Below are 26,239 nucleotides of genomic sequence, written 5' to 3'. Positions count from 1 at the left end.
TAAAGAGTCTGGTGAATAATCCTTCCAAAAGAGGCTATATAATATCTAATTCTAGAAGAATATGGTCAACAGAATCTTTCCAAGACCAGATCCAAATGGTTGGAGGTGCTCCATACCTCCAGCCGACAACCTCCCCAAGCTGTCATCCTCATTAATTCGACAGTAGTGTTAGTTTGGAGGCGCCTTCACGTCTCCAACACCTTCTCCTGCTTTTTCAAATTACCAAAACCCTTAATAATCACAAGTGCTATGTATAGCCATCAAAATGCGAGGGTTGCCGAGCCAGGCCAAAGGCGCTAGGTTCAGGGCCTAGTTTCGTAGGAATTCGAGGGTTCGAATCCCTTCCCTCGCACCACAAGTTTTTTCTGGTCAATTTTTAGGAATATTGATCAAATGATCGATGCACTTCACTTGTTCTAATCGGAGATTGTAAAGCTGAACGCACTACCTTTTCCTTCCTCACTTTCCACCCAGATACGACCATCATGCAGTTCTACATACTTTTTCACGAGTGCAAGTCCCAAACCTGTTCCTTTGTATTCTTTGTTGGAAAATGAACCTATCTGTTTGAACGGTTCAAAGATATCATCCTGCATATGGGGAGGAATGCCAATTCCATTATCAGAAATTGAAAACCGCAGTTCATTATTAACGTAACCGGTTTTGATACAAACTCTGCCCCCTTCAGGAGTGTACTTGATAGCATTTGTAAGGAGGTTATAGATTATTTCTTTTAATTTGATCCTGTCAACACATATCTCGAGATTCCGAGGATTTACATCGATTTCTACAGTGATATTCTTCTTCAAGGCAAGAGGATGAACCAGTGTCTCCGTGCTTTCCAGAATCTCATGGATTAGTATGTTTTCAATATTTAGTTCCATGACTCCGGCTTCGACCTTTGAGATATCCAGAATATTGTTAATCACTTCAAGAAGAAGCTCACCACTGTGCCGGATGTTTGAAAGGTACTTGTTTTGTTTCTCGTTAAGGTTACCGAAAGAATTTGTACCAAGCATCTGGGAGAAACCAATGATGGAATTTAGAGGTGTTCTGAGTTCATGGCTCATGTTGGCAAGGAACTCGGATTTAGTACGACTTGCTTCTTCTGCAAGGGCTTTTCCCTGAATGAGAGCCTCCTCTGCACTTTTTCGATGTGTTATATCTCTGAAGGCTCCTATCAAAGCAGGCCTGCTTTTGTAAAGAGTCGCAGTTATGGAAAACTCTGCTTCTATTGTCCTGTAATCTTTAGTAAGAATTTTAGCTTCACAAACTGACGACACAGGATTTGTTATTGAAATAGAGTTAATTTTTGTCTGCACATCGTGTATGCACTCAGGATGAACAAAGTCCCAAATATCCATCGAATAAATTTCATCTTTTGTGTAACCAAGCATACCACACAAAGTACCATTAACAAAAATAACCTTGTTATCCTGCAGAATGAAGATGCATTCCTGGCTATTTTCTGTTACAGCCCGATATAATTCTTCACTTTCCTGAAGGCGCAGTTCAGCATTCTTTCGATCAGTAATATCATCAAATACTACGGTTGCACCTTTTACAGAACCATCTACTTTTATCGGATTAATGTGACACCTGAAATGAAGGGACTTACCCCATTTGGTCTTATATTGATCCTCAAAAGTGATTTCAATACCTGTTTCAAAAGCAGTTTCCAGATATCCAGGGAAGCCAAGTTTTACAACCGGAGGAAAAGTAAAAAGATTGATTTTCTTGGTTGCCTCTGCACCCGGGGACCCAAGAATCTCCAGTAATTTCGGATTTACATAATCGATATTGCCTTTTGTGTCGCAGGTCAGGATACCGACAGGCGTGCTTTCAGCCAGACCTTTATAACGCTCCCGACTTTCCCTTAGTCTTGCCTCATGTGCTTTTCTTTCACTTATATCACTTAGAACCCCAATTGCCCTGTGAGGGTGACCGTTTTCGTCTAACTCAAAAGATTTACCAGAATCTGAGAACCATTGCCATCCTCGATCTTTAGTACGTAGTCTGCACTCTATGCTATAGGGCCGGGCTTGGTGAGTATAGTCTTCAATCGTCTGAAGCACCATCTCACGATCTTCAGGATGCAAGAGACTTACCCAGAATTCAAGGGTTTGTGGAAATTCATCAGCTGTATAACCCAGCATTGCCATGCATTGAGGACTGCAAAAGACTGCATCGGTATCCAGGTTCCAGTCCCAAAATCCATTTTCAGCTACTTCCATTGCAAACTCAAGACTCTTTTTTGCTTCCTGAAGCTCTTGTTCATTCTTTTTTTGGATCGTGATATCGCTAAATACTGTACAAAATGTACCTTTTTTAGATGAGAATACAGAAATGCTGAAGTGTTTGTCCATTGGCGGGAAATATGATTCAAAACGTGTGGAAATACCGGATTCAGCAACCTCCAAAAAAATATCCTTATATGGGGACGTTGAACCATAAACCTGAGTTGCACATTTTCCAACAACATCTTCCCTTTTCAAACCAAGAATGAGTTCGTATGCGGGATTAATATCAGTTATTGCATAGTCTATGGCATTGCCGGCGTCATCATATATGAATTCATGAAGACAAACCCCCTCTTCCATCACTTCAAAAAGGGAAAGTGGTTCAGTTGTTTTAGAGTTCCCTAAACGTTTTTCTATATAAATACCACCTGATGAATAATGACAATGTGAAGTAATTTCAGATTTGTTTTATGAAATGATGAGTATTTATTTAATAATGAGTAATATAAAAAGATACTCATTGCCTTTTTGGAAGCTGACTGTATTTAGCCTCAACAACATATATACTAAGTATCCAACAGTATACTTTTTCAGATTATTTACGTGTCTCCTACTTGTTTTTAAATGTATTTAGTTCCCCTTATAATTTTCAACTTATCTTTAAGATACCACATGCATTAGGTTATATCCAAAAAAAATAAATTGGCTTTTGGAAGCTGAATTCCAATGAAGGGGCTCTGACCAATACAGAGAAAGGTCTTGGGGGACTTAAACTGTAAGCGGGGTGGTATAGGGCACATAAATGGGAGTATGGAGTAAACCATATTCCCACTTATATTCATACAAATATTTCTCAGAAAAGCAGTATTTCACTGTTTAATCCTGTTTTCTCTTTAAGAAGAGCACAAGGACAATCCCGAAAATGCTTGCTGTCAGATAGGGATTGGCAGTATTTATCGAAGTAATATCGTCTTCAGGAATAGTTGCATCAATATCAAAAATTATAGAATCACCGGGACTTGCATTTGTGATTACTGCCATATTTTCGATATTGATTTTAATCCCATCAATCGAAAAAACTAGATCTCCATACCGTTCAGATGGAGGTGTAAGAAGCAACCTGCTGGTTGGAGTATCACCATATACGCCTTCCTGATTTGTAGTTACCTGTCCAACAATAATCCCATCCAGCTTTACCACAATCTCGGTACCTGCAGGAGCAGGGTCTCCGTTTATAGATACATTCCCTCTAAGAATAAGCGGAAATTCAGATACTTCATCCGCTGACACTGGAACTGACATGAATAATAAGCAGACTAAAGAAAGAACTATCCAGATACTAATTTTCACTACACCACCGCCCACATTAATAAAACATCAAATGAATTAATTTTGAATGAAAGTAATTAATTTGTATAGCATAAGTATTCATCAGAACCATAAGTCATCAAAAAAAATAAAGAAATTGAAAATTCTACAAATTATTGCACCTATCGATTAGCAAAAGAACATTGATAGAACAAACACCAAACTTTTCAAAGAAAGGAAGTTTCTATTCCTATGCATACCATGACCACAATCGACGGATCCCATGGAGAAGGTGGCGGACAAATTGTAAGGACTGCTGTCGCTCTTTCAGCTGTTACTGGTACTCCGCTAAAACTCGAGAACATACGTTTGAGACGGGAAACACCCGGACTAAAAGCCCAACATGTTTCCGGAATACTAGCCGTTGCAAAAATTTGCAATGCAGAAGTCAAAGGAGCAGTCATAGGTTCTAAGGAACTTGAGTTTATACCGGGATCAATCGTATCAAACGATATCCAAATAGAGATCCCCACTGCCGGATCCATCGGGCTTGTTCTTCAGGCACTCATGATACCTCTGACAGGGATTCAAAAGAAAGTTGATATTACCATCAAAGGCGGTGGAACATATGGAAAATGGAGCCCTCCACTTGTATATATCAGGGATATCCTGTGCCATATGCTTTCAAAAATGGGTTATGAAATAGCAATTCGTACTGAAAGAGAAGGTTATTACCCAAAAGGTGGAGCCAGAGTCTACGTTTCTGTGGAACCTTTAAGTGGTGGAGCACTGAGAGCTCTTGATTTGTCTGAAAGAGGAAAACTGCTAAGGATTGACGGAATTTCTCATTCGTCATCAGATCTTGAAAAGGCAGAAGTGTCTTCCCGCGAGGCTGAAACTGCTAGGGAGCACCTAACCAGCAAATATAATGTTCCCATAAACATCGAAGCAGCCTATTCCCAGTGCTATTCCACAGGTTCTGGGATTCTGCTTCGTGCAATATTTGAAAATACCATCATTGGTGCAGATATCCTCGGAAAACGAGGAGTGCCGGCAGAAGTTGTAGGTCGGAATTGCTCTAAAAAACTCGCATCAGACATCGATTCCGGTGTAAGCGTTGACGAATTCTTAAGTGACCAGCTTCTGCCTTATATGGCATTGGCTGAAGGAACATCCCGATTTGTTACAAAATCATTGAGCAGCCATGCCAGAACAAACATGGACATCATTTCAAAATTCATTAATGTCGATTATTCCATAGAAGAGAAAGACGGCCTGACCATGGTTTCAATCACACCAATAAAGTAAAAATGATATTTTTTGTTAAAGCCAGACTTAAGCTTATATGCATTTACCAGCAAAAGGCATATGATAATACACTGGCAACTAAGGAGCAAAAATGATACCCGCTGAATTTCTCGTTGTTTTTTTCGGACTGATGGCAGCTGCATCCTGGGGTGCAGGAGATTTCAGCGGAGGATTCGCATCAAAGAAAGCTAACGTTTATGGCGTCGTCCTGATAACCCAAACTGTTGGCGTGTTTCTTTTAGCTGCTTCAGCTTATTTGATAGCTGAGGAGATGCCACCAATTGGTGGAATGATCTGGGGGGTCGTTGCAGGGATTTTCATCAGCATCGGACTTCTCGCACTGTATCACGGACTCTCACAGGGGAAAATGGGATTTGTTGCGCCTGTTTCCGCAGTTGTTGCAGCATCTGTTCCGGTCATCTTCAGCGCTTTCTATGAAGGGTTGCCTGCATATTACCAGATGTTAGGATTTGCTTTCGCACTCGTAGCTGTCTGGCTAATTGCCGGAGGCGGGGAAGGGCTGGAAAAAATTGATCGAAGCGATCTTTTACTTCCCCTTATCGCAGGAACAGGATTCGGCCTTTTCTTTATTTCCATAGATAGAGTAAGTGACACTGCTGTTTTGTGGCCGCTTACTGCTGCACGAATCGCGGCAGTTGTAACGTTACTTGCATTTATTGCTTACAAAGGCACCGTTTCAGCACCTTCCAAAAGTGTTCTCCCAATAATTATTGTTGCAGGGATTTTTGATACCGGAGGAAACACATTCTTTGCGCTGGCATCCCAGGCAGGCAGGCTGGATATAGCCTCAATAACTTCCTCCCTTTACCCGGCAGGCACTGTGCTGCTTGCATGGCTGATACTGAAGGAAAAAATGACACACAAACAATGGATAGGAGTGCTTGCAGCTCTCATTGCAGTGATACTGATATCATCTTGAGAACCATTCGTACAGCTTTGTTTTCCAGGACATTCGCAATCGCTTTAGAAACTACCATTTAATTAAACCAGACTATAGCCCAGCTTTGCAAGTTCCACAAGCAGGATTATCAGGGTAAAGTTACCTGCAAGAAGGGGGAAAATCATTTTTCGGAAAGGAAAACCTGCAACTGCAAGGGCAATCGCAATTATATCACTGGGGAGAGGGGTGAGAGAATAAAGAAAAATGATAAGCATGGTAACCCTGTCATCAATTTTTTCCATCCATGTTGTCAGCCGGAAAACAGTGCGTTCATACTTACCCGGAATGCATTGCCTGCCCTTTGAACCCAGATAATAGAAAACAAGATCCCCAAACGTCAGGCCTATACTTGCAAAAAGTGCCATCAATATAGGATTCACATCCCCTAAAGCCAGTGTAATTAAAACCGTATAAAACGTAGTGGATGTAAAGGTTGAAACACCGCCAATCATAGCAAGCAGAAAAACGAAAAGATAAATGTTGTGCACTCCAAAACTTTCAACTATTTCCGCAGGGGAATAATAAAAGAGGATTATCGACCAGATCAGGATTAAAAAAAGTGCTATAAAGAGGAAATGGATGTTTCTGCCCCGATCAGAAACACCGTCTCTTGATATCGTGCACATATTCGATAAATAAGATTTGTTCGGGTTGCCCCTATTAGCCCCTTTTACCATTGTCCATACTCAGGATAGCCGTTTTTGTATATCTGATTTTCCAAAAGGACTGGTAACTGGAATGGATCATAATTTGAAAGTGAACTGCGGAAAGGTGCACATAAGCATCAATAGCACTTTTCAGTAGAATAATGCAAAGTAATCCAAAACAGGAGAGTTACCGGATCATCCCCCCGATGACCCGGCCTTATGTGATCCCTTCGGATTTATCTTAAGGGAAAGCAAACACATCTTCTATCTCTTTAAAAGTATAAAAGTGTTTCACTATAAAACTGTTTTTTGCACTTAATTGCCATATTTATCAAATGTATTTACATTTTTCGTCGAAGTATTGCCCAAGAAAATCATTTTGGAAGCTTGATATGAACCGTAGTCCCCTGATTTTTGCCACTTTCAATCCATATATGGCCATGGTGGGCCTGGGCAATTTCTTTTGCAATACACAAACCCAAACCTGTGCCCCCATACCTGCGAGTTGTTGAAGAATCAATCTGGTAAAACTTCTGGAACAGAAGAGGCATTAATTCCCGAGGAATTCCTATACCGGTATCGATGACGGAAATATGTACGTAGTCAACATCTTCCCTGGCTTCAACTGTAATTGATCCACCCGTAGGTGTAAATTTAATAGCGTTATCCACAAGGTTGCTGAGCATATCCGTCAATTTATTCTGATCACCGTCAATTAGCGATATGTCTTCTGCCACATCTTGCTCCAGACTCAGACCCTTATTATGTGCCTGTATGGAAAGATCTTGAACAACGTTATCTATTACAGCATCAATTTTTACAGGCCCGAAAATGTATTTGACCTGCCCTGACTGGGCCATGCTAATATACAGGAGCGAGTCAATCAGACGCCGGAGCCTGTCGGAATTGCGCTCAATGGTATCAAGTGCATTTTTCTGGGCTTCATTAATTTCTCCCAATGAGCCATCATCCATAACTTCCGCATATCCCATTATGGAAACCAGAGGTGTCTTGAGTTCATGGCTTACATTGGACAGGAATTCATCTTTCATCCGGTCAAGGGATTGAAGCTGTTCATTAGCCTTTGCCAGTTCATCCGAGTATTTCCTGAGCTCCATATTAGCAGTTCGTAGTTGATCTGAATTGTTTTTTAATCTATCAAGTATTTCATTCAAACCCACGGGTATCTGCTTGAAATCGATTTCAACATCCGTATCCGCCCTGGAATCAAGTTTCCCGTGAAGGGCATCGTCCGAAATATGTTTGAAATCGTCCACAATCGTACCAATTGGCCTTGTAATTGACAAAGCAATCAGATAACCCAGAACACCCATAAGAAACAGGGCGATTGTGGAAATAACAACAAGATCATTCCTTAGAGCTGTCACTCCAGCAAGCATTTCGTCCTTCGGTACAACAAGAATGAAAGAATAGTTCCCGGTTTTAACAGGTTCATAGAACATAATGACTTCCTTGCCGGTGGTTGGATCCAGAGTTTCAATGTTTCCTCCCCTACCGCTTCGAATATCTTCTGCCATCAGTCCAATTAAAGGATCATCGAAATCAGCCAGAGTCCTGGCTCCAATCCATTCCTTATTTACCGGATGGGACAGGATTATACCGCCATTGCTGGTTGCCAAAGCATATCCGGTATCAAAAATCCGTACCTGATTAACATCCTCATCAATGTAATTCAGTGAGACATCAGTTCCACCTATCCCGAGAAACTCATCATTCCGGATAACAGGAGTTACGTAACTGACTATCAACTCTCCCTGATACAGATATGGCTCAGTTATTACTTCGGATTTGGTATTTTTTGGCCCCTGGTAATAATCAAGTGTATCATAATCAAGCAATGGTTCGAGATGAAGGGATCCGCCAATTTTCGTCCAGTATGGAATAAAACGGCCTGTAGAATCATGCCCGAATGTATTGGCATATAATTCGTCCTTTCCATCAAAAGCATCGGGTTCAAAGGCAACGTAAGTACCTATCAAATTCGGATTTTCAATCATCAGGCGTTTTAGAATGGCGTTGACCTCGTCTCTGTCTCCTGATTCATATTCAACCATGGAATTGGCAATTGTCCGACCTATTGCATGATAGCTTTGCATATCCCCGTTAAATCGATTCGCGAGGTTTTTGGTTGTTTCAATAGATTGCTCATATGCAAGCTCTTCCTGCTGGGAAGTTGCAGTGGAAATAATAATCGCAGTAGTGGCTGCGAGAACGAGAAAAAGAATTAAAACCATTGACAGGATCAATCTTGACTTTAGAGGAACATTATTCCACTTCATCATTTTCCCCCAGAATTCAATCGGATTGCAAGTTCTTGACAAGTAAACAAAGACATTGACATCTTCCGATATCCGGATGCAACATCCCAATAGTACCCAAATAAAAGAGCTTGCCAATAGTACTTATAAATGATGTTGGAAGGAGAACTTTTAAGATTTTATTCCATGTATCTTGATACTGATAACAGAGTCTGCAAAGCTTCTGGCTTCTTCCATTGAAAGGTTTGCTTCACCGAGAATTTTTTCCAGTTCTTCAGGGGGAAGAATCGCAGCAACCAGATCAAATGGATATCTCACTTCCTCGATAATTTCAATGTCTTTAAAGCCTGTATTTTCTATCAAGTCCAGATAGTCACTTTTGAGTATAGCACCGGAAATACAGCTAACATAGGCAGCAGCAGATTGTTTTATGCTTTCAGGTATGTCCTGCAGAAGAACAATATCTGATATGGCAAACCTGCCACCGGGTTTCAAAACCCTGAAAATTTCCCTGAAGACATCCGCCTTGGAGGGGGAGAGATTAATGACACAATTCGAAATTACAACATCAACAGAATTATCCGCAACCGGCAGAGCCTCAATTTCACCGAGCCTGAATTCTATATTTTCGTACTCACTTTTCCGGGCATTCTCCCGGGCTTTCTCCAGCATCTCAGGAGTCATGTCTACGCCGATGACTACTCCCTTTGGGCCCACTTTGCCTGCTGCGAGGAAGCAATCAAATCCGGCACCAGAACCCAGATCCAATACAGTTTCACCCTCTTGCAGGGATGCTATTGCAGTGGGATTCCCACAGCCAAGTCCAAGGTTTGATCCTCCGGGAACACTGCTCATTTCGGATTCAGAATAGCCTATTTCTTTGCTGATATCCTGAGCCACATCAGTCGGACTGCAGCACAAATTCAATGATCCACAGCAGGAAGAGCCATGTTTGGCCACCTCCCCATATTCTTTTTTTACAAGTTTTTTGACATCATTCGAATCCATTTTTAAACCCATTGACGATTAAGCATCAAACAATGAATAGGTATCGTTCCTGAATTGTTCAGCCAGTTCTTTCCGATAAAGAATATTGTACGAGCAAAAAGGAATCATCCGCCCGTCAGGCATTATTTCTGTTATACAGCACTTCCTTGTTCTCTCAACGCTAAAATTATGCTCGTCCATGAAAGCATGGATAGAAACCAGTGTTACGTTATCCAGAACACTGCCAATTTCAGCGATTATTCCGCTGCAATTCCCACTGCAGCAACAATCATCATGACTATTTCCCGATAAAATGGAAGATCTGGAAAGAAGACTCCCAAAAGTAGTCAGGGATTTTTCTATTCTTGCAACTACCTCAATATCCGGTATTGCACGACCAACGAGATAATCACGACAAGCCGCAGAATTCAGGAATCTGGTTAAGACAACATCTCTTCCATTGTTACTATAAACATATGCACATACCGAACAGGTTGGGTACGGACAAGGGGTCGTGATGAAGCTATCTTTCTTCAATGTGCCTTTTGTTTGGATTTCAACCTCAGAAATCACATCCGGAATTGTCATTCTCCCGTCTTGTTTATCCGGCAGGTCATGCCTTCCGGCAAGAGTAGCGGGCTGGAAGTTGACCATCTTAATGTAACTTTCATTCATAGCAAAGTCGATTATCCTGCCAATTTCATGATCATTTATCCCTTTAACAAGAGTACAAACAAGGGCAACCGTCATACCTTCTTTTTTACAATTTTCAAATGCCTTCATTTTGGTTTCAAGTAAAGGTTTACCCCGGAGGGTTTCATATATCGCGTTGCTAAAACCGTCAAACTGGAAGTAGATTACAGGTTTACCCACAGAAGACCTGTCTTCTGGAACGGTAGAAGCAACCTGTTTAGCAAATTGTGGATCTGCAAGCTTTATTCCATTTGTGTTCAACACAGGATAAAGAATGCCTTTCTTCCCGGCATATTCAAGGATTTCAAGAATATCCGGATGCAAAGTGGGTTCACCACCACTAATCTGGAGTACTTCCGGATTGTCCTCTCTTTCAACAAAGATATCTATCATTTCTTTTACTTTGACAAGAGGCAAACTGAAACTGCTTTCTGAAGCTGCAAAACAAACTGGACAATGAAGGTTACAGACATCAGTTATTTCGATAATCCCTACACACGTATGTTGTTGATGCTCATCACAAAAACCGCAATCATTCGGACATCCTTTGGAAACCTTTGTCTGGATAAATTTGGGTTTTGTTCCCGGAACGTTTTCTTTGATGGCTTTTATGTAAGAATCTGAATCTGAAAATAAGATTGTCTCAAAATCACCATGTTCGGCACATGTTTTCTGTAGAAAAACTTTTCCATTGCGGGAGATGATGTTGCAATCAATTGTTTGAAGGCAGACCGGACAAACGCTTTTGGATTTTTGAATTCGAATTTCAGGGTTTTTAATGGTTTTGTATACTCCCATATTTTCACCAAAGAAATACTACCAATGACCAGACTCCAAACCTTCCAATTATTACTATGGGTTCTACCTATGAAACAATTTTCGGGTTTGCTTACCTCTGTGAATCGAATACCCCATAATAAAAATTATGCATACATATGGCAATTTGTGTTCTTATTGGCACTGACAAAAAAACTTTTTATTCTGCAAATAGCTATTGTTTCAACACGAATCAAAGGCACAAGCCTAAGAAAGTAGATAAAATTAAGAAAAACAAAAAAATGGACCAGTCGATTAGACCAGTCCTAATGCATCAGTTATTTTCAAGACAATTTTGCCTATGCTGAACTTAACTTTGTTCCCAAAACCTACAGGCTCTATCTCGATAGCACCGCTGTTGTATGCATCTAAGAAATCATTAGAAGGCGTTGAAGACATCATCAGACTTCTTAACGTTTCTTCATCTGTTTTTAGCAATATTGTCGGATTTACTTCTGAGCTCAGACCCACTGAAGACTGGAGAATTGATCTTGCATCCATGGAGGTTACAGAGCCACTGTTGTCAACATCAAGTGTAAGATCTTCAGGAATCTTGCCAACAGACATCTTTATGGCAGAAAGCGCATCTAATGCAGTTAATTTGCCATCGGAATTATGATCACCTTTTCCTGCCTCAATCTCAATAGAGACCTTGGTGAACTCAACAACCACACCATTAGAAGTCACAGTTTTGACTTCAAGTATGCTTTCATCTTCCATTTCGATGATTCCATAGATCTCTTCGTTGCCCAGAAGATCTTTGACAAGATCGGGAACCAAATCAACATTTGCATTGTATATGCTAACCTTCTGACCCATATCATAATACAAGTCAGCCTGTACAGGAGCGGCAAGTAGCATTAATAACATGAATGAAAGTGCAATAATCTTCTTCATTCTATAACACTCCTTAGCTTACTATCAGTTCTTTCTCTTCATTAAAAAAGCACAAAGACAAAATACACCCAGACTTATCAGCATCATTCCACCGTATCCGGCACTTTCTGAACCAGATGCAGCATCTGCAACGGTTACAATACCATTTTCAGTCTCGGTCATAACTTCTACAAGCTCAACGTTGTGAAGCTCAACACTCTCAATGCTAACAGTTGTTGATGAACCAACATCTCCGAGAACTGTGAATGATATCAATAAAACTTCTCCATCACCGGAAATACCGGAAGAATCAGCCATTGCTAAAGTGATCTTTCCCGGAATTGCAATGTTAGACTCGACGAATGCATTGTTGCCAATATCGGAAGTTGAAGCACCTGTTGCCTGAAGAACCCCACTGTCATAGTTCAGGACAAGGTCCATACTTCCAACTTCATCTGCACCTGAAAAATAAACTGGCACTTCAACGGTACCACCGCTTGACGCTTCCATATCAGCAGTATAGACGGTTACCGGAACGACAGCTGCAGAAACTGTTGTTGCTGTCAAGCAAATAAAAGCTACTAATAAAATTATTTTTTTGATCATCATATCACCTTTTATTATTCAACTGATTTGTCTTCAGAAGCTAATTTTAGTATGAGTCTTGCATCAATAGAAGATACAATCCCATCATCATTTATATCCATAGATTCATGTGCATCAATCTTGTCAACAGACATCAATAACGCATATAATGCATCATATGCGGAATATTCACCACCATCTCCTTCTGCATCACCCTTCCCTTCATCACTTGAAAGAACGGTAAAGACACCATTAGTAGCCTCCATGTCGATAACTGAGAGATCAGAAGCACTATTGATTGCAAGATTATCGATTCTTAGTGGGGAAGTATCACCCGCAGAACCAATAACATTAAACTTTACATAGCAGACAGAGCCATCACCACTGAAACCATCCATATCAATAAGACTTGCTTTGATAGTTTCGTCCATTATATTATATTCAAAAATGGAGTTCTCAGTCAAACCGCCTTTAATAAGTTCCACACATTCGAGAACTTCTGGATCATAGCTTAATGCAAGATCCATGTTTCCGACAGGCTCCTCATTCCCATATAGTGTAATCGGAATCTGTACACTGCTCCCTGCTGGTTTGCTACGGGACTCGAAGACAAGAGCATCCACTTCTTCAGAAATCAGGACTGGCTCTGGAAGCTCACCTGAGTATGCAATCGTTGCAGAATAAAGAGCATTTGGAGATGCTGCCGGGACATCATCAGCGCTACTGTAGAAATGGCCGACGTAGAGTGATGTTGAGGAATAGTCGTCTGCCATTACAATGAAGGAAACAATATCCCCATCGTTATTGATCAGAGTTCCATCCATACTCCCAACATCTTCTTCAAGGTGGTCCCCAAGTGAAAGAGGGAAAAGCTGTTTATCAAGTGTGCTTACAAGTACCCCATCGCTATCATCTGAAGTAAACATAATAGAACCGTCATAGTTCAGGTGCCCCCAACCTGTAAATGACCCAAGTTTTGTAACAAATTTAGTTCCCGGTTTGACAATATAAGTGTCTTCTTCAACACCATATAGAACTACAGCACCATTCCCACTCATATCAAAAAGGAATTTTGTAATTCCATCATCTTCTTCATCATCAAATGTCATTTGGTTTGAATTACCATATTCAGAATAGAACACTTCAGTTAATTCGTGCGTATCTCCGCCTTCCCAATATCCATTGACATTTACGCCTTCCCTATATCCATGAGGAATGAAACTGGTTTTTATTCCGTCATCAGCGACGCGGAAATCAAGAATTTTAGAAACGTTTTTATCATCCACTTCGACATCATCTTTGTCAACCACAGAGACATCATGAGTTGCATCAGAGTTTATTTTCCATATATTCCCTATGCTTTCAATGGTTATGTACACATAGTCGCCTTTGTCATTTGTCTGAAGCATCCAAACATAAAACTCATCATCAAATTCTACAACAACATCTATACTTCCATCTTCTATTTTGTGGACGGCATTAAGGCTGTTAAAATAAGCGATCGAACCATCACCATTTGTAACAATATTCATTGCAGAACCAAAAGGAGCAGGATATGTTTCAAGTCCTGATCCATCCGAATTAATGCGACCCACAATCATTTCATCAGTTGCCACTTCAATTCCATTAAAATATATCACATTGCCATCATTGCTCATAGAATTATGAAATATTTCTATGCCCGAAACCTCACTGTCGATTATTTTATCATAAACTGCGACACTATAAGGTTCGAATGTCGAAGATTCTGCCGAAGCAATGGAAGAACATAAAGCTATAATCAAGATAAAGATAAGTAATAATTTTTTATTAGCGTTAAAGATCATAAAAACACCCTTCCTAAATATATTGACACGTTTATTTAATTGTATCTATTAATTAAATGATGCCAAACCTGAAACACCGTAATTAAAAACGAAGTTTTAGCAACTATAAATATGAAAGTTGATTGAAAAAAACACCGCAACCATAAATAAGCGTGTGGTGTAAATTCCAGTCAACCAAAATGAATGATTTGGTAACTAACTTGATACTACCAATAAATACAGGATTACTTCCATTAATTGTTTATAGCATTAAACAAAAACCGTAATGGAAACTGTAGAATACAGTTCTTTATTTACTTACATTATTTAGGTCGATCGGCATATTAGCGCGTCTTATTAGAGTTGATATTCTTACGAGCGAGCCAATAAATTTTATAGAGGATATAAAAATGGTAATGAGTCCTGAAGAAATGGAACAAAAGGAGGAAATGGTGCTATCCATGTGCATTTGTTCCAGTTGTCCTTCATGGGTGGAATGTGATGAGAAAGGCGGGTACTGTTTACCGGCAATCGGTAAAAGCAACTGCATAACTGATGAAAGTGGATGTATTTGCGGTGGTTGCCCTGTTACCGAAGAATTGAGGCTTAAAAACGTTTATTTCTGTACACGCGGTTCAGAAAAAGAGCAGCTTGGGATGTAAAACTGCATCCATGATTATTTTTTTCTAACACGAGGGGACTACATGACAAGATACCGATGTGATGTTTGCCAGACTTTTGAATATGATGACACAAGAGGAAACTCTCTTACTGACATCAAACCCGGAACCAGTCCCGAGGATTTCCCCGAGGAATGGGAGTGCCCGATCTGTAAGGCAAAACGTTCGCACTTAAAACCGGTTATTGAAAAAGAAGAGACTATCATTGAGCCAACCGAAGCGATGCTTTACGACGCAAAGGAAGGCAAGAAGCTTTCAGTTATGCTTACGGTCTCCAAAAAAGAATTAGGTGGATACCTTGGCGAATGGCGACGTGAGACTGATGCCCTGGAAACACACATGGGTGATATTCACCTGATTTCCGTCACCGGTGAATCACTTTATGAACCCATGCGAACCAAATTACCCATTCTGTCATGGGATGAGATTCTTGTAAAAGGTGCACAGCTGGCGAAAATGCCTCTGAATCCTGATGAAGAGGTCAGTGTCAAAACTGTTATCGGCCCAAAAGCAAAATATCCCCTTGTTATCGAGACTCCTGTTTTCATTACCCACATGTCATTTGGTGCCCTTTCAAAAGAAGTTAAAATGGCACTTGCAAGTGGAAGTGCTGCAATGCAGACAGCAATGTGCTCCGGAGAAGGGGGAATATTGAAAGAATCCTTTGAGCGTTCATACAAATACATTTTTGAATACGTCCCCAACAAGTATAATGTGAATGAAGAGACACTGCAGGCTGTTGATGCCATTGAAATTAAGATAGGGCAATCAACAAAACCGGGCATGGGAGGTCATCTGCCTGCTGAAAAAGTGACTGCTGAAATCGGGAAATCCCGCGGATTCCCTGAAGGCGTGGACATAATCAGTCCTGCAAGATTTGATGATATAAATAACAAGTTTGATCTCAGGAAAAAAGTTGAATCCTTAAGGGAGATGTCCGGAGGTAAACCAATAGGAATTAAGATCGCTGCCGGAAGCATCGAAGCCGACATGGAGGTAGCGACTTTTGCAAATCCTGATTTTATTACAATTGACGGAAGAGGTGGAGGAACCGGAGCTTCCAATAAATTTGTCAAACAAACTGCTTCAGTACCAACCATTTTTGCGCTGTACAGGGCAAGGAAATACCTTGACGAACATCATATCAAGGATATATCCCTGATAATAACGGGAGGATTGAGGGTTTCATCCGATTTTGCCAAGGCACTGGCAATGGGCGCTGATGCAATTGCAATTGGTACCGCTGCTTTGATGGCATGTGCCTGCCAGCAGTACAGGCTTTGTGATACAGGAAAATGTCCGGTAGGAGTAGCTACTCAGGATCCGGAATTGCGCAAGCGTTTGAAGGTTCCGTTTTCTGCCAAAAAGCTGGAAAATTTCCTCCGGGTTTCAACCAATGAACTGAAAGATTTTGCAAGGCTTACAGGAAACGACGATGTCCACATGCTGAGCTCTGAAGACCTCTGCACTGTAAACTCCGAAATTTCAGATAGAACAAATATTGAACATGTATAAAATGAGTTCAGGGGCTGGAAATATCAGCCCTTGATTAAACAAAAATCTGATCTTATTCTACTATCACTACACCTTCCATGCTCGGATGAATGGTGCAAATATAGTCAAATGAACCAGCTTCCTCGAATGTGAAACTGAATGATTCATCTGTTTGGAGAGTACCTGAATCAAATTCACCTTCATTACCTGTTGCCGTATGTGGAGCAGAATCAAAGTTTGTCCACATCACAGTGTCCCCGGTTGTAATTGTGACGGACTCAGGTACGAATTTAAAGTCTTCTATTGCCACTTCAACAACCACACCAGCAGGCTCTTCTTCATCCTCTGTGGTTTCAGTATCATCAACCGGCAATTCTTCCGTAGCATCTTCAGGCGTCTCTTCAGCCGGAGCTTCTTCTTCAACTACCGGTGTTTCCCCACCATCTTGCGTACATCCGATTGCAAGGAAAGCAACTAAGACTATTGCTAACATCAATATTGTTTTCTTCATATCGACCCCTTCCTAAATAGGTATGTAAATAATACTCTGCAATCTTAATAACTATTTTGAATCACGGCAGGCCAGCTTACTGAAACAATTTATTGTAGTATCTTCATATATTGACTTTCCTGATAAGAGTCTCAGGATGAACGGAACTTACGAAGGTATTTCTTTTCTTCCTTATCGAAATACTTTATTGCATTTTCAAGGCTTTCCCGTGAAAAAAAGCTTCCATTTTCCTGAATGAAACCAACAACAACTTTTTCATCGGATTTGGCTAGTTCCCTCATAATCCACCCAACCGCTTTTTTTGCAAACCTCTCTTCCCTTTGAATCAGGATAGAACATGATTCCAGAAGCATTGTCCGAAACTCTTCGTTGCCGGTCAGATTTGCAAAAGCCACAAGAGAACATCTTGCCTGCCATACATTTCCAGAACTATGCCATCCGGAAATTGCTTTTGCACATTCCATTCCATTTTTCTCTATTATAGGACCTAGAACCCGGACACAAAACCAGTCGTTGACATTCCAGTCAAAAATGTAATTATTCTCAAAAAGCCCCTCAAACCTTGGAAACAGGAGCTTCCATTCAAACCTATCATAGAGGTAAAGCTGCAGGAAAAGCACACCTGCAAGCTTATCCTCTGCATACTCTTCTTCAAAAAAGGACAGGGCAAGATCCAACTGATCATCTAACGAAAGATTATCGATTCCCTGTTCAGTATACCAGACTTTGAGTTCATCCCGGATTACAGCGAGATTTACACCCCGAAACTCAATGGTATATTTCAGGTACTTTTCCCACCAGTCCTTTGTCTTGATTTTCGCGACTGATTCCAGCCGGGATTGGAGAATTGTAACCAATTCCTTGTTAGAGGGCATTGAATAAACTATGAAGTCAAGAGGATTTAAGAATTTTCGGCAGGGAAAAAGAAAAAAAAGAATCTGGAAAAGGGAAGTTACTCCCCTTTCGCTTTATCCCTCAGGAACTTGTGCAGAATGCCACCGTTCCTGCAGTATTCAACTTCGATGTTGGAATTAAGTCTTACAATTGCATTGAAAGTTTTCTCGTTACCGTCTGCAGCTTTTGCCACAACCTGCAATTCCCCACCTGGCTGCATGTTTGGAATGCCAAGAATACTGAAAGTCTCATTGCCATTCAGGTCAAGGGTTTCTGCACTTTCGCCTTCCTTAAACTGCAATGGGAGAACACCCATACCCACAAGGTTACTGCGGTGGATTCTCTCATAGGATTCAGCAATTACAGCTTTAACACCCAGGAGTTGGGTTCCTTTAGCAGCCCAGTCACGTGAACTGCCTGTACCGTATTCCTTACCTGCAACAACTATCAGTGGAATATCGTTTTCAATGTACTTCATGGATGCGTCGTAGATTGCCATTTCCTCACCATCTGGCAAGTAAATGGTCCAAGTGCCTTCCTTACCCGGAACAAGTTTGTTTTTGAGGCGAACGTTACCGAAAGTCCCACGCATCATAACTTCGTGGTTTCCTCTTCTGGAACCGTATGAATTGAAATTCTCTTTGAGAACACCCTTTGAAATCAGGTATTTACCTGCCGGATATTCCGGTGGAATCGCACCTGCAGGAGAGATGTGATCTGTTGTGATACTATCAGCAACGAATACAAGTGCACGGGCATCCTTAATATCTCCCATATTCCCGATATCCAGCGGGAAATCCTGGAAGAATGGTGGCTCCTGAATGTATGTGGAATCTGCATCCCAGTCATAAAGCAGACCCTTTGGAGCATCGAGTTCCCTCCAGAGTTCGGTTCCCTCGAATACATTGGAATACTCCGCTTCAAACATTTCCGGTTTCACATAATCAGCGATGTATTGTTCAATCTCATCATTTGTTGGCCAGATTTCCTCGAGATACACTGGCTGTCCGTTTGGATCACATCCAATTGGCTCGGAAGTCAGATCAACGTCAACGTTACCTGCAAGAGCAAAAGCAACAACCAACATTGGGGATGCGAGATAGTTTGCCTTGACATGAGGGCTTATCCTGCCTTCGAAATTCCTGTTTCCGCTAAGAACAGCTGCAGCCGTCAATTCCTTATCTTCAATCTGTTTTGAGATGGATTCATGAAGTGGGCCACTGTTTCCGATACATGTAAGACAGCCATAACCTACAAGGTGGAAGCCCAGTGCTTCGAGGTATGGCATCAGACCTGCAGCTTCCAGGTAATCGGTTACCACGCGTGAACCCGGTCCGAGACTTGTTTTCACAAACGGTTTGACTTTTAATCCACGCTCAACAGCTTTTTTTGCCACCAAACCTGCACCCATAAGAACCGCAGGGTTTGAGGTATTGGTGCAGGAAGTAATTGATGCAATGACCACTGAACCATGTGAGAGGACTGAAGTGTTATCTTCGCATTTCATCTTTGAAATACCACTGTGGTGTTCGTGGGTTTTTTCCACGCAACTGTAGCCACCCTCTTCAAGCCATTGACTGTATTCGGAATCTTCCTCAAATTCCCCACCTTTTTTCAGGGCAAAAACATCTTTCATTGTCTGGTGGAAACTGGATGACATGTCCTCGAGCAATATCCTGTCCTGTGGCCTCTTTGGACCTGCAAGGGAAGGCCTGACAGTTCCCATATCAAGCTCAAGTGTTGAAGAGTATTCAGGATCAGGTGCATCTGCTGCTGCAAACAAGCCCTGTTCCATGCAGTATGCTTTAACCATTTCCACATGCTCTGCACTTCTGCCTGTCATTAGCATGTAATCAAGAGTAACATCGTCAACCGGACAGAATCCCATGGTTGCACCGTATTCGGGACCCATGTTTGCGAGAATTGCCCTGTCTGTAAGTGTAAGTTCCCTGTAACCGGGACCATAGAATTCGACAAACTTACCTACAACACCATGCTCCCTTAGCATCTGAACTACGGTAAGTACAAGATCTGTGGCAGTTACGCCTTCCTGCAATTCACCGTATAGTTTGAATCCGACTACTTCCGGAATCGGCATGTAGTATGGCTGGCCAAGCATGACGGCTTCAGCTTCAATTCCGCCAACACCCCAACCAAGAACGGCGAGACCGTTGATCATGGTAGTGTGGGAATCGGTTCCTACAAGAGTATCAGGAACACCTACAAGTTCACCGTTCTGCTCCTTAAAGTGAACAACATTTGCGAGGTTTTCAAGGTTTACCTGGTGAATAATTCCGCTACCTGGAGGTACAACGCGGAAGTTGTCAAAAGCATTCTGTGCCCAGTGCAAGAGTTCATATCTTTCCCTGTTTCTCTGGAACTCATATTTCTCATTGCATTCCTGTGCATTGCAGCTTCCATAGCAGTCTGTCTGTATAGAGTGATCAATAACAAGATCTGCCGGGATTACCGGATTGATTTCCTCGGGGTTCCCGCCAAGTCGTTCCATAGCAGATCTGATTGCTGCAATATCAACAACTGCCGGCACACCTGTAAAATCCTGCAGGATAACCCTTGAAGGAGTAAAAGGGATGTCAGTTTTTGGAACATTGTCTGCAACCCAACCTGCAAGATTTTTGACATCATCTTCGGTTACAACGCTTCCATCAACATTTCTCAGAAGGTTTTCAAGCAACACCCTTATTGAATAGGGTAAAGAGGAAACGGTACAAACTCCTTCCTCTTCAAGTTTGCTCAAACGGTAAATAGTAATTTCCTTTTCATTAAGTTTGAATGTATCTTTGGCTCCAAAGGCGCCGGAATCATTATTCATCATTACACCTGCAATTAGTCAAGATCAGGACCTACGTATTTTGCACGTGGTCGTATCAACCTGTTATCTGAATACTGTTCAAGACAATGCGCTATCCACCCCGAACTCCTGCCAATTGCAAAAACCGCTGTTGCGAGCTTGGGCGGAATATCAAGGTATTTATAGACGACTGCGGAGTAAAAATCAACGTTTGGATAAATAGGTTTGCCTTTGTTTTCAACAAATTCCCGGTAAGCAATTTCTTCGATTTTTTCCGCAATATCAAACCACAGCATATTTCCACTCTCAATTGCAATTTCCCGTGCAAGCTGCTTGTAAACCCTTGCCCTTGGATCATATGTTTTATAGACTCTGTGCCCGAATCCCATTAGTTTTTGCTTGTTGGAGACTTTATCCATCACATATCGTTCAGCATTTTCCGGGGAACCAATCTCATCTATCATTTCCATAACCGCCATCCGGGCTCCGCCATGCAGTGGCCCTTTGAGTGCACAAAGACCACCGATAACAGATGAGTAAATATCAGACAATGTGGAAGCAATTGTCCTTGCCGTAAAAGCTGAAGGATTCAATTCGTGATCAGCGCTCAGGATAAAATCCGATTCAAGTACCCTGGATTCCAGATCCGTTGGTTTGCTACCTTTGAGCATGTAAAGGAAATTTGCACCATGTGAAAGGGAAAGGTCAGGTTGTATCACATCAAGACCCCGTCTTTGTCTTGAAAATACGGCTACCATAGTTGGAAATTTGGCTATCATCCGTATTCCCTTATTTACATTTGCTTCCGCAGAATTATCGTTTAGTTCCGGATCACAATGAGACATGTATGAGACCGCTGTCCTTAAAGCATCCATTGCTTCAATATTGAAATTACAGAATTTGAGAATTGCAATGGCATCGTCCCCAATTACACGCTCCTGTTTAAGCTTTTTCGAATAAGAATCCAGCTCAAACTTATCCGGCAGTCTCCCGTTTATGAGAAGATAAGAAACTTCATCATAAGAATGTGAAGAGAGCGACTGGACATCATGACCCCTGTATTTCAAAATCCCCTGCTCACCATCAATAAATGTAATTTCGGACTCAAGTGCTATTATATTCTCAAGACCCCTTGGCATATTACCTTCCATAAAAAACCCCATTTTATTCCATGGTAAGTTTTGGAAACAATTCTATTAATCGGTTTGTGTACCCGGATAGCTTTAAGTCATATTACAAAAAAATAGTTTAAATAAAAGTTTTCAGCTTTCTGGTTTGGAAAGCCTCTCTAAGATTTAAATGAGCGGGGGAATTATGACAAGATGGTATTGTACCGTATGCAATATTTATCACTACGATGACAGGACGGGAGATCCGGAAACCGGAATTGAAGCGGGAACATTACCGGATGATTTTCCTGATGACTGGAAGTGCCCTGTTTGCGGGGCAACAAAGGACAAACTGAGGCCAGTTGATGAAACCAGGGATCAGGCTGAGGCTTCCAGAAATGATAAAAAAGTCACTGTCACAATTGCTGCCGATAACCCACTGGTGAGACCTGAACTTGTACAGGAATACGGAAAACCTCTTGGACTTGCGGGAATTGGCAGTGGTTCATCATATCTCAATAATTTCAAGGCACTGGAAAAAATCAAGCTACGTACCCGGCTTATTTCAGAACACAACGAACCTTTTACAAAAGCTGATTTTTTCGGAAAGGAAGTGGAAATACCACTCTTCGGAGCACCAATGGGTGGATTAAGCTATTTTGAAAGTATTGAGGAAGAGGATTTCATCAAATTTATCCTGAAAGGATGTGAGGAAGCAGGAACCATCGGATTCACAGGCGATACTGCGAAAGAATACACAGAACATCCGGGAATTCATGCTTTAAAGGAATATAGCGGAAACGGAGTTAATATCTTCAAGCCCCAATCGCAGGAAGTCCTGCTTGATCTGCTTAAACAATCCGAAAAAGCAGGCGCTATTGCAGCAGGAATTGATCTCGATGGCGCAGGTTCCGTGAATTTTACACTTGCAGGAAAGCCGGTTTACAGGAAAACAATTGAAGACCTCAGGGAATTGAAAAAATCAACAACTCTGCCCTTTATGGTAAAAGGCATAATGTGTGAAGAAGATGCAGTGGCTGCTCTTGAAGCAGGTGCCGATATAATAGGGATCTCAAATCACGGTGGACGTGTGCTGGATGCAAACCCCGGTGTTGCCGAAGTGCTGCCCGGAATTGTGAATACAATACGAAACACGAAAAACGGAAAAAATGCTGTCATCACGGCTGACGGTGGAATCAGAACAGGTTTTGACATTATGAAGATGCTTGCTCTTGGAGCTGATTTTGTACTGGCGGGAAGACCGCTTGTGAGAGAAGCTGTTCCCCATGGCAGTGAAGGAGTAAAGCGACTAATTGATTTCATGAAAGCTGACCTCAAAAAAGCCATGGTAATGACTTCATGCAATAGACTTGAAGACATTAATGAAGATATTATATTCAAAATGTGAGGGTGAACCTTTTGTTAAGATATTCGTCCAAGGTTTCAAAGAAGGCAGGTCTCCCCCCTGGTACATTGATGAGAGTGGGGGAAAAACGATCTGATAAGACTATTATTACTGTTATTGACTACAGTCCGGAAAAATTTGAAGAACGAATCATCGAAAATGTAGAGGAACTTTACCCATACAAAAATACACCTGAAATTACCTGGATCAATGTAATCGGTATTGACAACATCGACGTTATTGAAAAAATAGGTTCAAATTTCGGTTTGCACCCCCTTGTTCTTGAGGATATTCTTAACACAAACCAACGCCCAAAGATGGAAGATTTTGGGAATCTGATGTATATAGTCCTGAAAATGCTCTATTTTGAGGAAGAGGAAAATGACATTACATCAGAACAGGTCAGCCTGATACTGGGGGAAAACTACGTGATTTCATTCCAGGAAGCCGAAATGGATGTGTTTAATCCCCTTCGGGAAAGGATTCGAAAATCAAAGGGTCGAATCAGGACAATGGGATCTGACTACCTTGCCTACAGCTTGCTGGATGCAATCATAGACAATTATTTCCTGATGCTTGAGAAGCTGGGAGAATATCTTGAAGACACAGAAAAAGAGCTGATAGGAGATCCAGACCAAAAAATTCTCGAAGAAATCAATTACCTCAAAGGAGAGATGATATTCCTGAGAAAAGCCGTCTGGCCCCTGAGGGAAGTGATAAGCAATTTAGAGAGAAGGGATTCTCCTCTGATACAGGAAAAAACAGTTATTTTCCTGAGAGATCTCTATGATCACACCATACAAATCATTGATACTGTTGAAACCTACAAGGAAATGCTTTCCGGAATGGTGGAACTGTATCTTTCCAGCGTCAGCAACCGTATGAATGAAGTCATGAAGATCTTGACAATTATAGCTACTATATTCATTCCACTCACATTTATTGCTGGAATATACGGCATGAACTTTGAATACATGCCGGAACTTCAATGGAGATGGGGATACCCTGCAGTCTGGTTTGTGATGACTGCAATTCTGCTGGCAATGGTATATTACTTCAGGAAGAAAAAGTGGCTTTGAATGTTTCATGAATAATCATTACAACCGATATTTTTCCTGCACCTGAGAAACAGAACTCGGGGATGTTTCCAGACCCATTCGGTTTCAAGTATCTCAAATCCAGCTTCCTTGAATTTTGAAACCAGATCCTTTTTCCTGAAATTGTTCCAGTAGCCGGGAATACCATACTGGAAAGCCCATTTCATTAGCTTAAGTCTTTCAAAAAGACCTGTATCACCGTAACAATACGTTATGCTGATAAATTCACCGGAATTTCTTAAAACCCTGTAACCTTCCAGCATCGCTTCAGATGGCTGTTTCATCGTCTGCAGGGAATTAACGGCAATCACTTTCGTGAAACTGCAATCATCAAAAGAAAGACTGTAGGCATCTTCCACTTTAAATTCGATATTTTCAGTCCCGGATTCCATTTTCTTGCTGTTTGCAATCGCAATCATTTCCGGTGAAATATCAACAGCGTTCACGCTCCGGCATTTTGGTGCAAGATGAATTGCGATTTCTCCGGTACCGGTTCCCACCTCCAGGATTTCATCTTCCGGAAGCACAGCAGATGCAACCCTTGGCTTGAATGTTTCGTATTGATCTGCAAAATCCCTGTTAATCCACTCATCGTATCCACTGGAGACTTTTGTCCAGAATCTGCGTTCCCTTTTTCTTCTTCTGGAAGGGGATACCAAATCAAACCCTCACAACGATTCCACGCAGCAATCTTCCAAGGATATCGGAACCTGTGATAATGCGCTTTTCATCAGGCCCCCAATAGAGAAGTAGATCCATATCGATGACATCATCTTCGGGATGAACCGGATAGACCTTGAGTCTGGGGATTACACTATCAAGTTTTGTTTCCGGAGAAGTTATCACAATTGGGCGATGACAGTACGTAAATGGATAGAATGGTTTGTCTGTATACAAAACTGCCCTGAGAAAACCATCGGCATCCATAACCATGACTGGCTGGAAAAGGTGATCTGTGATAATGACCCATTTTTTGCCGGACATATCAATCCGTTTGAGAAACGGATCAGAAGGATCCCTTGCGATTTCCGGGAAAACAGGTCTACCATTATCGATTGGTAAGGTAATAATGCTGCGGGGATCTATTATAGAACCTTCATCGGAAATACTTATGTCATCTATTGAAAGGAAATTCAGGGCACCAATGCCTTCAAGGGTTCCGATGTCTGTTTTCGAAGATTTAATGTGTTTTTCAAGCATTATACGGAAAGAATTTTCCTTGAAATAAGTCATCTGCTCCTTTCCAAGCCAGTGATCGAGCATCATGGCCGACGGTTTCGCCACGGGATAAAATAATACTTGGTAAAACCTGACCAGTGGAACAAGATATGCGCCAGCCCTCATAGCCTTTCTTGTGAAATAAGCCTGAGGAGCAATTTCCCCGAAACAGGTGATGAAAACTGCTGAAAAGATAAATGCTGCAGTTCCTGTCATAACGGAATCAGTAAGCAGCGCTATCAATACATTGACACTGACATTACCCCACAATAGTGTGGTTAGCAGGAAATTTGAATCCTTCCTGATTTTCAGGATTTTTCCTGCACTCTTATTCCCGGCTTCGGCTTCAGTTTCAAGCCTTAAACGGGTTAATCCGAAAAGCCCTATTGTGAGCCCGGAAAATATAGCAGATTGTACCAAACAAAGAAAAATCAGTATCCAGACAACTAGATTCATTTTAGTTCATTTACCCCGAAAATAATCAGATTTCTGTTCACTGTTGTATTATGTTAAT

General features: G+C 41.4%; 21 protein-coding genes and 1 tRNA gene. 7 read left to right on the top strand and 15 right to left on the bottom strand.

Going from position 1 to position 26,239, the window contains the following annotated elements:
• Positions 1-267 precede the first annotated feature (267 nt).
• Positions 268-355: transfer RNA gene (locus J2755_RS00185), tRNA-Leu, on the top strand.
• A gap of 61 nt (positions 356-416) precedes the next feature.
• Here J2755_RS00185 and J2755_RS00180 read toward each other — a convergent pair.
• Positions 417-2,600 carry a PAS domain-containing sensor histidine kinase gene (locus J2755_RS00180; RefSeq protein ID WP_245312640.1) on the bottom strand — a complete coding sequence of 728 codons (2,184 nt, stop codon included), beginning with the start codon at positions 2,598-2,600 and terminating at the stop codon, positions 417-419.
• Between the two features lie 516 nt (positions 2,601-3,116).
• Entirely contained in the window at positions 3,117-3,542 is a 426-nt protein-coding gene (locus tag J2755_RS00175) for a hypothetical protein (protein WP_209677810.1), read from the bottom strand.
• A 267-nt stretch (positions 3,543-3,809) separates the two neighbouring features.
• Here J2755_RS00175 and rtcA point away from each other — a divergent pair, with 267 nt between their 5' ends.
• Both rtcA and J2755_RS00165 read left to right on the top strand, forming a co-directional pair.
• The gene (gene rtcA / locus J2755_RS00170; protein ID WP_209677807.1) at positions 3,810-4,856 is read left to right on the top strand and encodes an RNA 3'-terminal phosphate cyclase; all 1,047 of its coding nucleotides are present in this window, start codon (positions 3,810-3,812) and stop codon (positions 4,854-4,856) included.
• Between the two features lie 91 nt (positions 4,857-4,947).
• Positions 4,948-5,796, top strand: coding sequence for a DMT family transporter (locus tag J2755_RS00165; RefSeq protein ID WP_209677804.1), 849 nt, complete (start codon positions 4,948-4,950; stop codon positions 5,794-5,796).
• A 62-nt stretch (positions 5,797-5,858) separates the two neighbouring features.
• Here the strand turns inward: J2755_RS00165 and J2755_RS00160 are convergent, their stop codons facing one another.
• The 7 genes from J2755_RS00160 to J2755_RS00130 form a co-directional block, all read right to left on the bottom strand.
• On the bottom strand, positions 5,859-6,269 hold the full coding sequence (locus tag J2755_RS00160; RefSeq protein ID WP_245312570.1) for a VTT domain-containing protein: 411 nt from the start codon (positions 6,267-6,269) through the stop codon (positions 5,859-5,861).
• Positions 6,270-6,838: 569 nt separating this feature from the next.
• Positions 6,839-8,767 carry a sensor histidine kinase gene (locus J2755_RS00155; protein ID WP_245312569.1) on the bottom strand — a complete coding sequence of 643 codons (1,929 nt, stop codon included), beginning with the start codon at positions 8,765-8,767 and terminating at the stop codon, positions 6,839-6,841.
• Between the two features lie 147 nt (positions 8,768-8,914).
• Complete coding sequence (locus tag J2755_RS00150) at positions 8,915-9,751, bottom strand: arsenite methyltransferase (protein ID WP_209677799.1); 837 nt, start codon at positions 9,749-9,751, stop codon at positions 8,915-8,917.
• A gap of 18 nt (positions 9,752-9,769) precedes the next feature.
• The gene (locus tag J2755_RS00145; RefSeq protein WP_209677797.1) at positions 9,770-11,221 is read right to left on the bottom strand and encodes a radical SAM protein; all 1,452 of its coding nucleotides are present in this window, start codon (positions 11,219-11,221) and stop codon (positions 9,770-9,772) included.
• Positions 11,222-11,494: 273 nt separating this feature from the next.
• On the bottom strand, positions 11,495-12,136 hold the full coding sequence (locus tag J2755_RS00140) for a hypothetical protein (protein ID WP_209677794.1): 642 nt from the start codon (positions 12,134-12,136) through the stop codon (positions 11,495-11,497).
• A gap of 24 nt (positions 12,137-12,160) precedes the next feature.
• Entirely contained in the window at positions 12,161-12,682 is a 522-nt protein-coding gene (locus J2755_RS00135) for a cohesin domain-containing protein (RefSeq protein ID WP_209677791.1), read from the bottom strand.
• 53 nt (positions 12,683-12,735) lie between these two features.
• The gene (locus J2755_RS00130) at positions 12,736-14,358 is read right to left on the bottom strand and encodes a cohesin domain-containing protein (RefSeq protein ID WP_209677788.1); all 1,623 of its coding nucleotides are present in this window, start codon (positions 14,356-14,358) and stop codon (positions 12,736-12,738) included.
• Between the two features lie 563 nt (positions 14,359-14,921).
• Here J2755_RS00130 and J2755_RS00125 point away from each other — a divergent pair.
• Entirely contained in the window at positions 14,922-15,167 is a 246-nt protein-coding gene (locus tag J2755_RS00125; protein WP_245312567.1) for a DUF2769 domain-containing protein, read from the top strand.
• Between the two features lie 42 nt (positions 15,168-15,209).
• A complete protein-coding gene (locus tag J2755_RS00120; RefSeq protein WP_209677786.1) occupies positions 15,210-16,700 on the top strand; it encodes a glutamate synthase-related protein in 1,491 nt (496 codons plus the stop codon).
• A 52-nt stretch (positions 16,701-16,752) separates the two neighbouring features.
• On the opposite strand, the gene J2755_RS00115 is transcribed toward J2755_RS00120, so the two are convergent.
• From J2755_RS00115 to J2755_RS00100, 4 genes are all read right to left on the bottom strand, one after another.
• A complete protein-coding gene (locus J2755_RS00115; RefSeq protein ID WP_209677783.1) occupies positions 16,753-17,190 on the bottom strand; it encodes a cupredoxin domain-containing protein in 438 nt (145 codons plus the stop codon).
• Between the two features lie 131 nt (positions 17,191-17,321).
• Entirely contained in the window at positions 17,322-18,065 is a 744-nt protein-coding gene (locus tag J2755_RS00110; RefSeq protein ID WP_209677780.1) for a DNA alkylation repair protein, read from the bottom strand.
• Between the two features lie 77 nt (positions 18,066-18,142).
• Positions 18,143-20,917: an aconitate hydratase AcnA gene (gene acnA, locus J2755_RS00105; protein ID WP_209679798.1), complete on the bottom strand. Its 2,775-nt coding sequence runs from the start codon at positions 20,915-20,917 to the stop codon at positions 18,143-18,145.
• 14 nt (positions 20,918-20,931) lie between these two features.
• Positions 20,932-22,047, bottom strand: a complete 1,116-nt coding sequence (locus J2755_RS00100) for a citrate/2-methylcitrate synthase (protein ID WP_245312565.1) — start codon at positions 22,045-22,047, stop codon at positions 20,932-20,934.
• Between the two features lie 163 nt (positions 22,048-22,210).
• Between J2755_RS00100 and J2755_RS00095 the strand changes: the two genes are divergently transcribed.
• Positions 22,211-23,413: an alpha-hydroxy-acid oxidizing protein gene (locus J2755_RS00095; RefSeq protein ID WP_209677777.1), complete on the top strand. Its 1,203-nt coding sequence runs from the start codon at positions 22,211-22,213 to the stop codon at positions 23,411-23,413.
• An 11-nt stretch (positions 23,414-23,424) separates the two neighbouring features.
• Entirely contained in the window at positions 23,425-24,489 is a 1,065-nt protein-coding gene (gene corA / locus J2755_RS00090) for a magnesium/cobalt transporter CorA (protein ID WP_245312563.1), read from the top strand.
• 5 nt (positions 24,490-24,494) lie between these two features.
• On the opposite strand, the gene J2755_RS00085 is transcribed toward corA, so the two are convergent.
• Both J2755_RS00085 and J2755_RS00080 read right to left on the bottom strand, forming a co-directional pair.
• Positions 24,495-25,166 (bottom strand): class I SAM-dependent methyltransferase, encoded by a 672-nt coding sequence (locus J2755_RS00085; protein WP_209677774.1) that lies wholly within the window; start codon positions 25,164-25,166, stop codon positions 24,495-24,497.
• A 1-nt stretch (position 25,167) separates the two neighbouring features.
• Complete coding sequence (locus tag J2755_RS00080; protein ID WP_209677771.1) at positions 25,168-26,181, bottom strand: DUF21 domain-containing protein; 1,014 nt, start codon at positions 26,179-26,181, stop codon at positions 25,168-25,170.
• Between the last annotated feature and the right edge of the window lie 58 nt (positions 26,182-26,239).

It is taken from the genome of Methanohalophilus levihalophilus (assembly GCF_017874375.1).
In the GTDB taxonomy this organism is placed as follows: Archaea; Halobacteriota; Methanosarcinia; order Methanosarcinales; family Methanosarcinaceae; genus Methanohalophilus; species Methanohalophilus levihalophilus.
The sequence above is the reverse complement of the archived record's forward strand: the minus strand, read 5'-3'. Positions and strand labels throughout refer to the sequence as shown.

What these genes read in the sequence shown, in the direction of transcription:
- J2755_RS00100 (WP_245312565.1), bottom strand. Translation starts at nt 22,047, where the DNA reads ATGGAAGGTAATATGCCAAGGGGTCTTGAGAATATAATAGCACTTGAG.
- J2755_RS00180 (WP_245312640.1), bottom strand. Translation starts at nt 2,600, where the DNA reads ATGGAAGAGGGGGTTTGTCTTCATGAATTCATATATGATGACGCCGGC.
- acnA (WP_209679798.1), bottom strand. Translation starts at nt 20,917, where the DNA reads ATGAATAATGATTCCGGCGCCTTTGGAGCCAAAGATACATTCAAACTT.
- J2755_RS00160 (WP_245312570.1), bottom strand. Translation starts at nt 6,269, where the DNA reads ATGATTGGCGGTGTTTCAACCTTTACATCCACTACGTTTTATACGGTT.
- J2755_RS00175 (WP_209677810.1), bottom strand. Translation starts at nt 3,542, where the DNA reads ATGTCAGTTCCAGTGTCAGCGGATGAAGTATCTGAATTTCCGCTTATT.
- J2755_RS00095 (WP_209677777.1), top strand. Translation starts at nt 22,211, where the DNA reads ATGACAAGATGGTATTGTACCGTATGCAATATTTATCACTACGATGAC.
- J2755_RS00110 (WP_209677780.1), bottom strand. Translation starts at nt 18,065, where the DNA reads ATGCCCTCTAACAAGGAATTGGTTACAATTCTCCAATCCCGGCTGGAA.
- J2755_RS00150 (WP_209677799.1), bottom strand. Translation starts at nt 9,751, where the DNA reads ATGGATTCGAATGATGTCAAAAAACTTGTAAAAAAAGAATATGGGGAG.
- J2755_RS00145 (WP_209677797.1), bottom strand. Translation starts at nt 11,221, where the DNA reads ATGGGAGTATACAAAACCATTAAAAACCCTGAAATTCGAATTCAAAAA.
- J2755_RS00080 (WP_209677771.1), bottom strand. Translation starts at nt 26,181, where the DNA reads ATGAATCTAGTTGTCTGGATACTGATTTTTCTTTGTTTGGTACAATCT.
- J2755_RS00165 (WP_209677804.1), top strand. Translation starts at nt 4,948, where the DNA reads ATGATACCCGCTGAATTTCTCGTTGTTTTTTTCGGACTGATGGCAGCT.
- rtcA (WP_209677807.1), top strand. Translation starts at nt 3,810, where the DNA reads ATGACCACAATCGACGGATCCCATGGAGAAGGTGGCGGACAAATTGTA.
- J2755_RS00140 (WP_209677794.1), bottom strand. Translation starts at nt 12,136, where the DNA reads ATGAAGAAGATTATTGCACTTTCATTCATGTTATTAATGCTACTTGCC.
- J2755_RS00115 (WP_209677783.1), bottom strand. Translation starts at nt 17,190, where the DNA reads ATGAAGAAAACAATATTGATGTTAGCAATAGTCTTAGTTGCTTTCCTT.
- J2755_RS00120 (WP_209677786.1), top strand. Translation starts at nt 15,210, where the DNA reads ATGACAAGATACCGATGTGATGTTTGCCAGACTTTTGAATATGATGAC.
- J2755_RS00155 (WP_245312569.1), bottom strand. Translation starts at nt 8,767, where the DNA reads ATGATGAAGTGGAATAATGTTCCTCTAAAGTCAAGATTGATCCTGTCA.
- J2755_RS00130 (WP_209677788.1), bottom strand. Translation starts at nt 14,358, where the DNA reads ATGAGCAATGATGGCAATGTGATATATTTTAATGGAATTGAAGTGGCA.
- J2755_RS00125 (WP_245312567.1), top strand. Translation starts at nt 14,922, where the DNA reads ATGAGTCCTGAAGAAATGGAACAAAAGGAGGAAATGGTGCTATCCATG.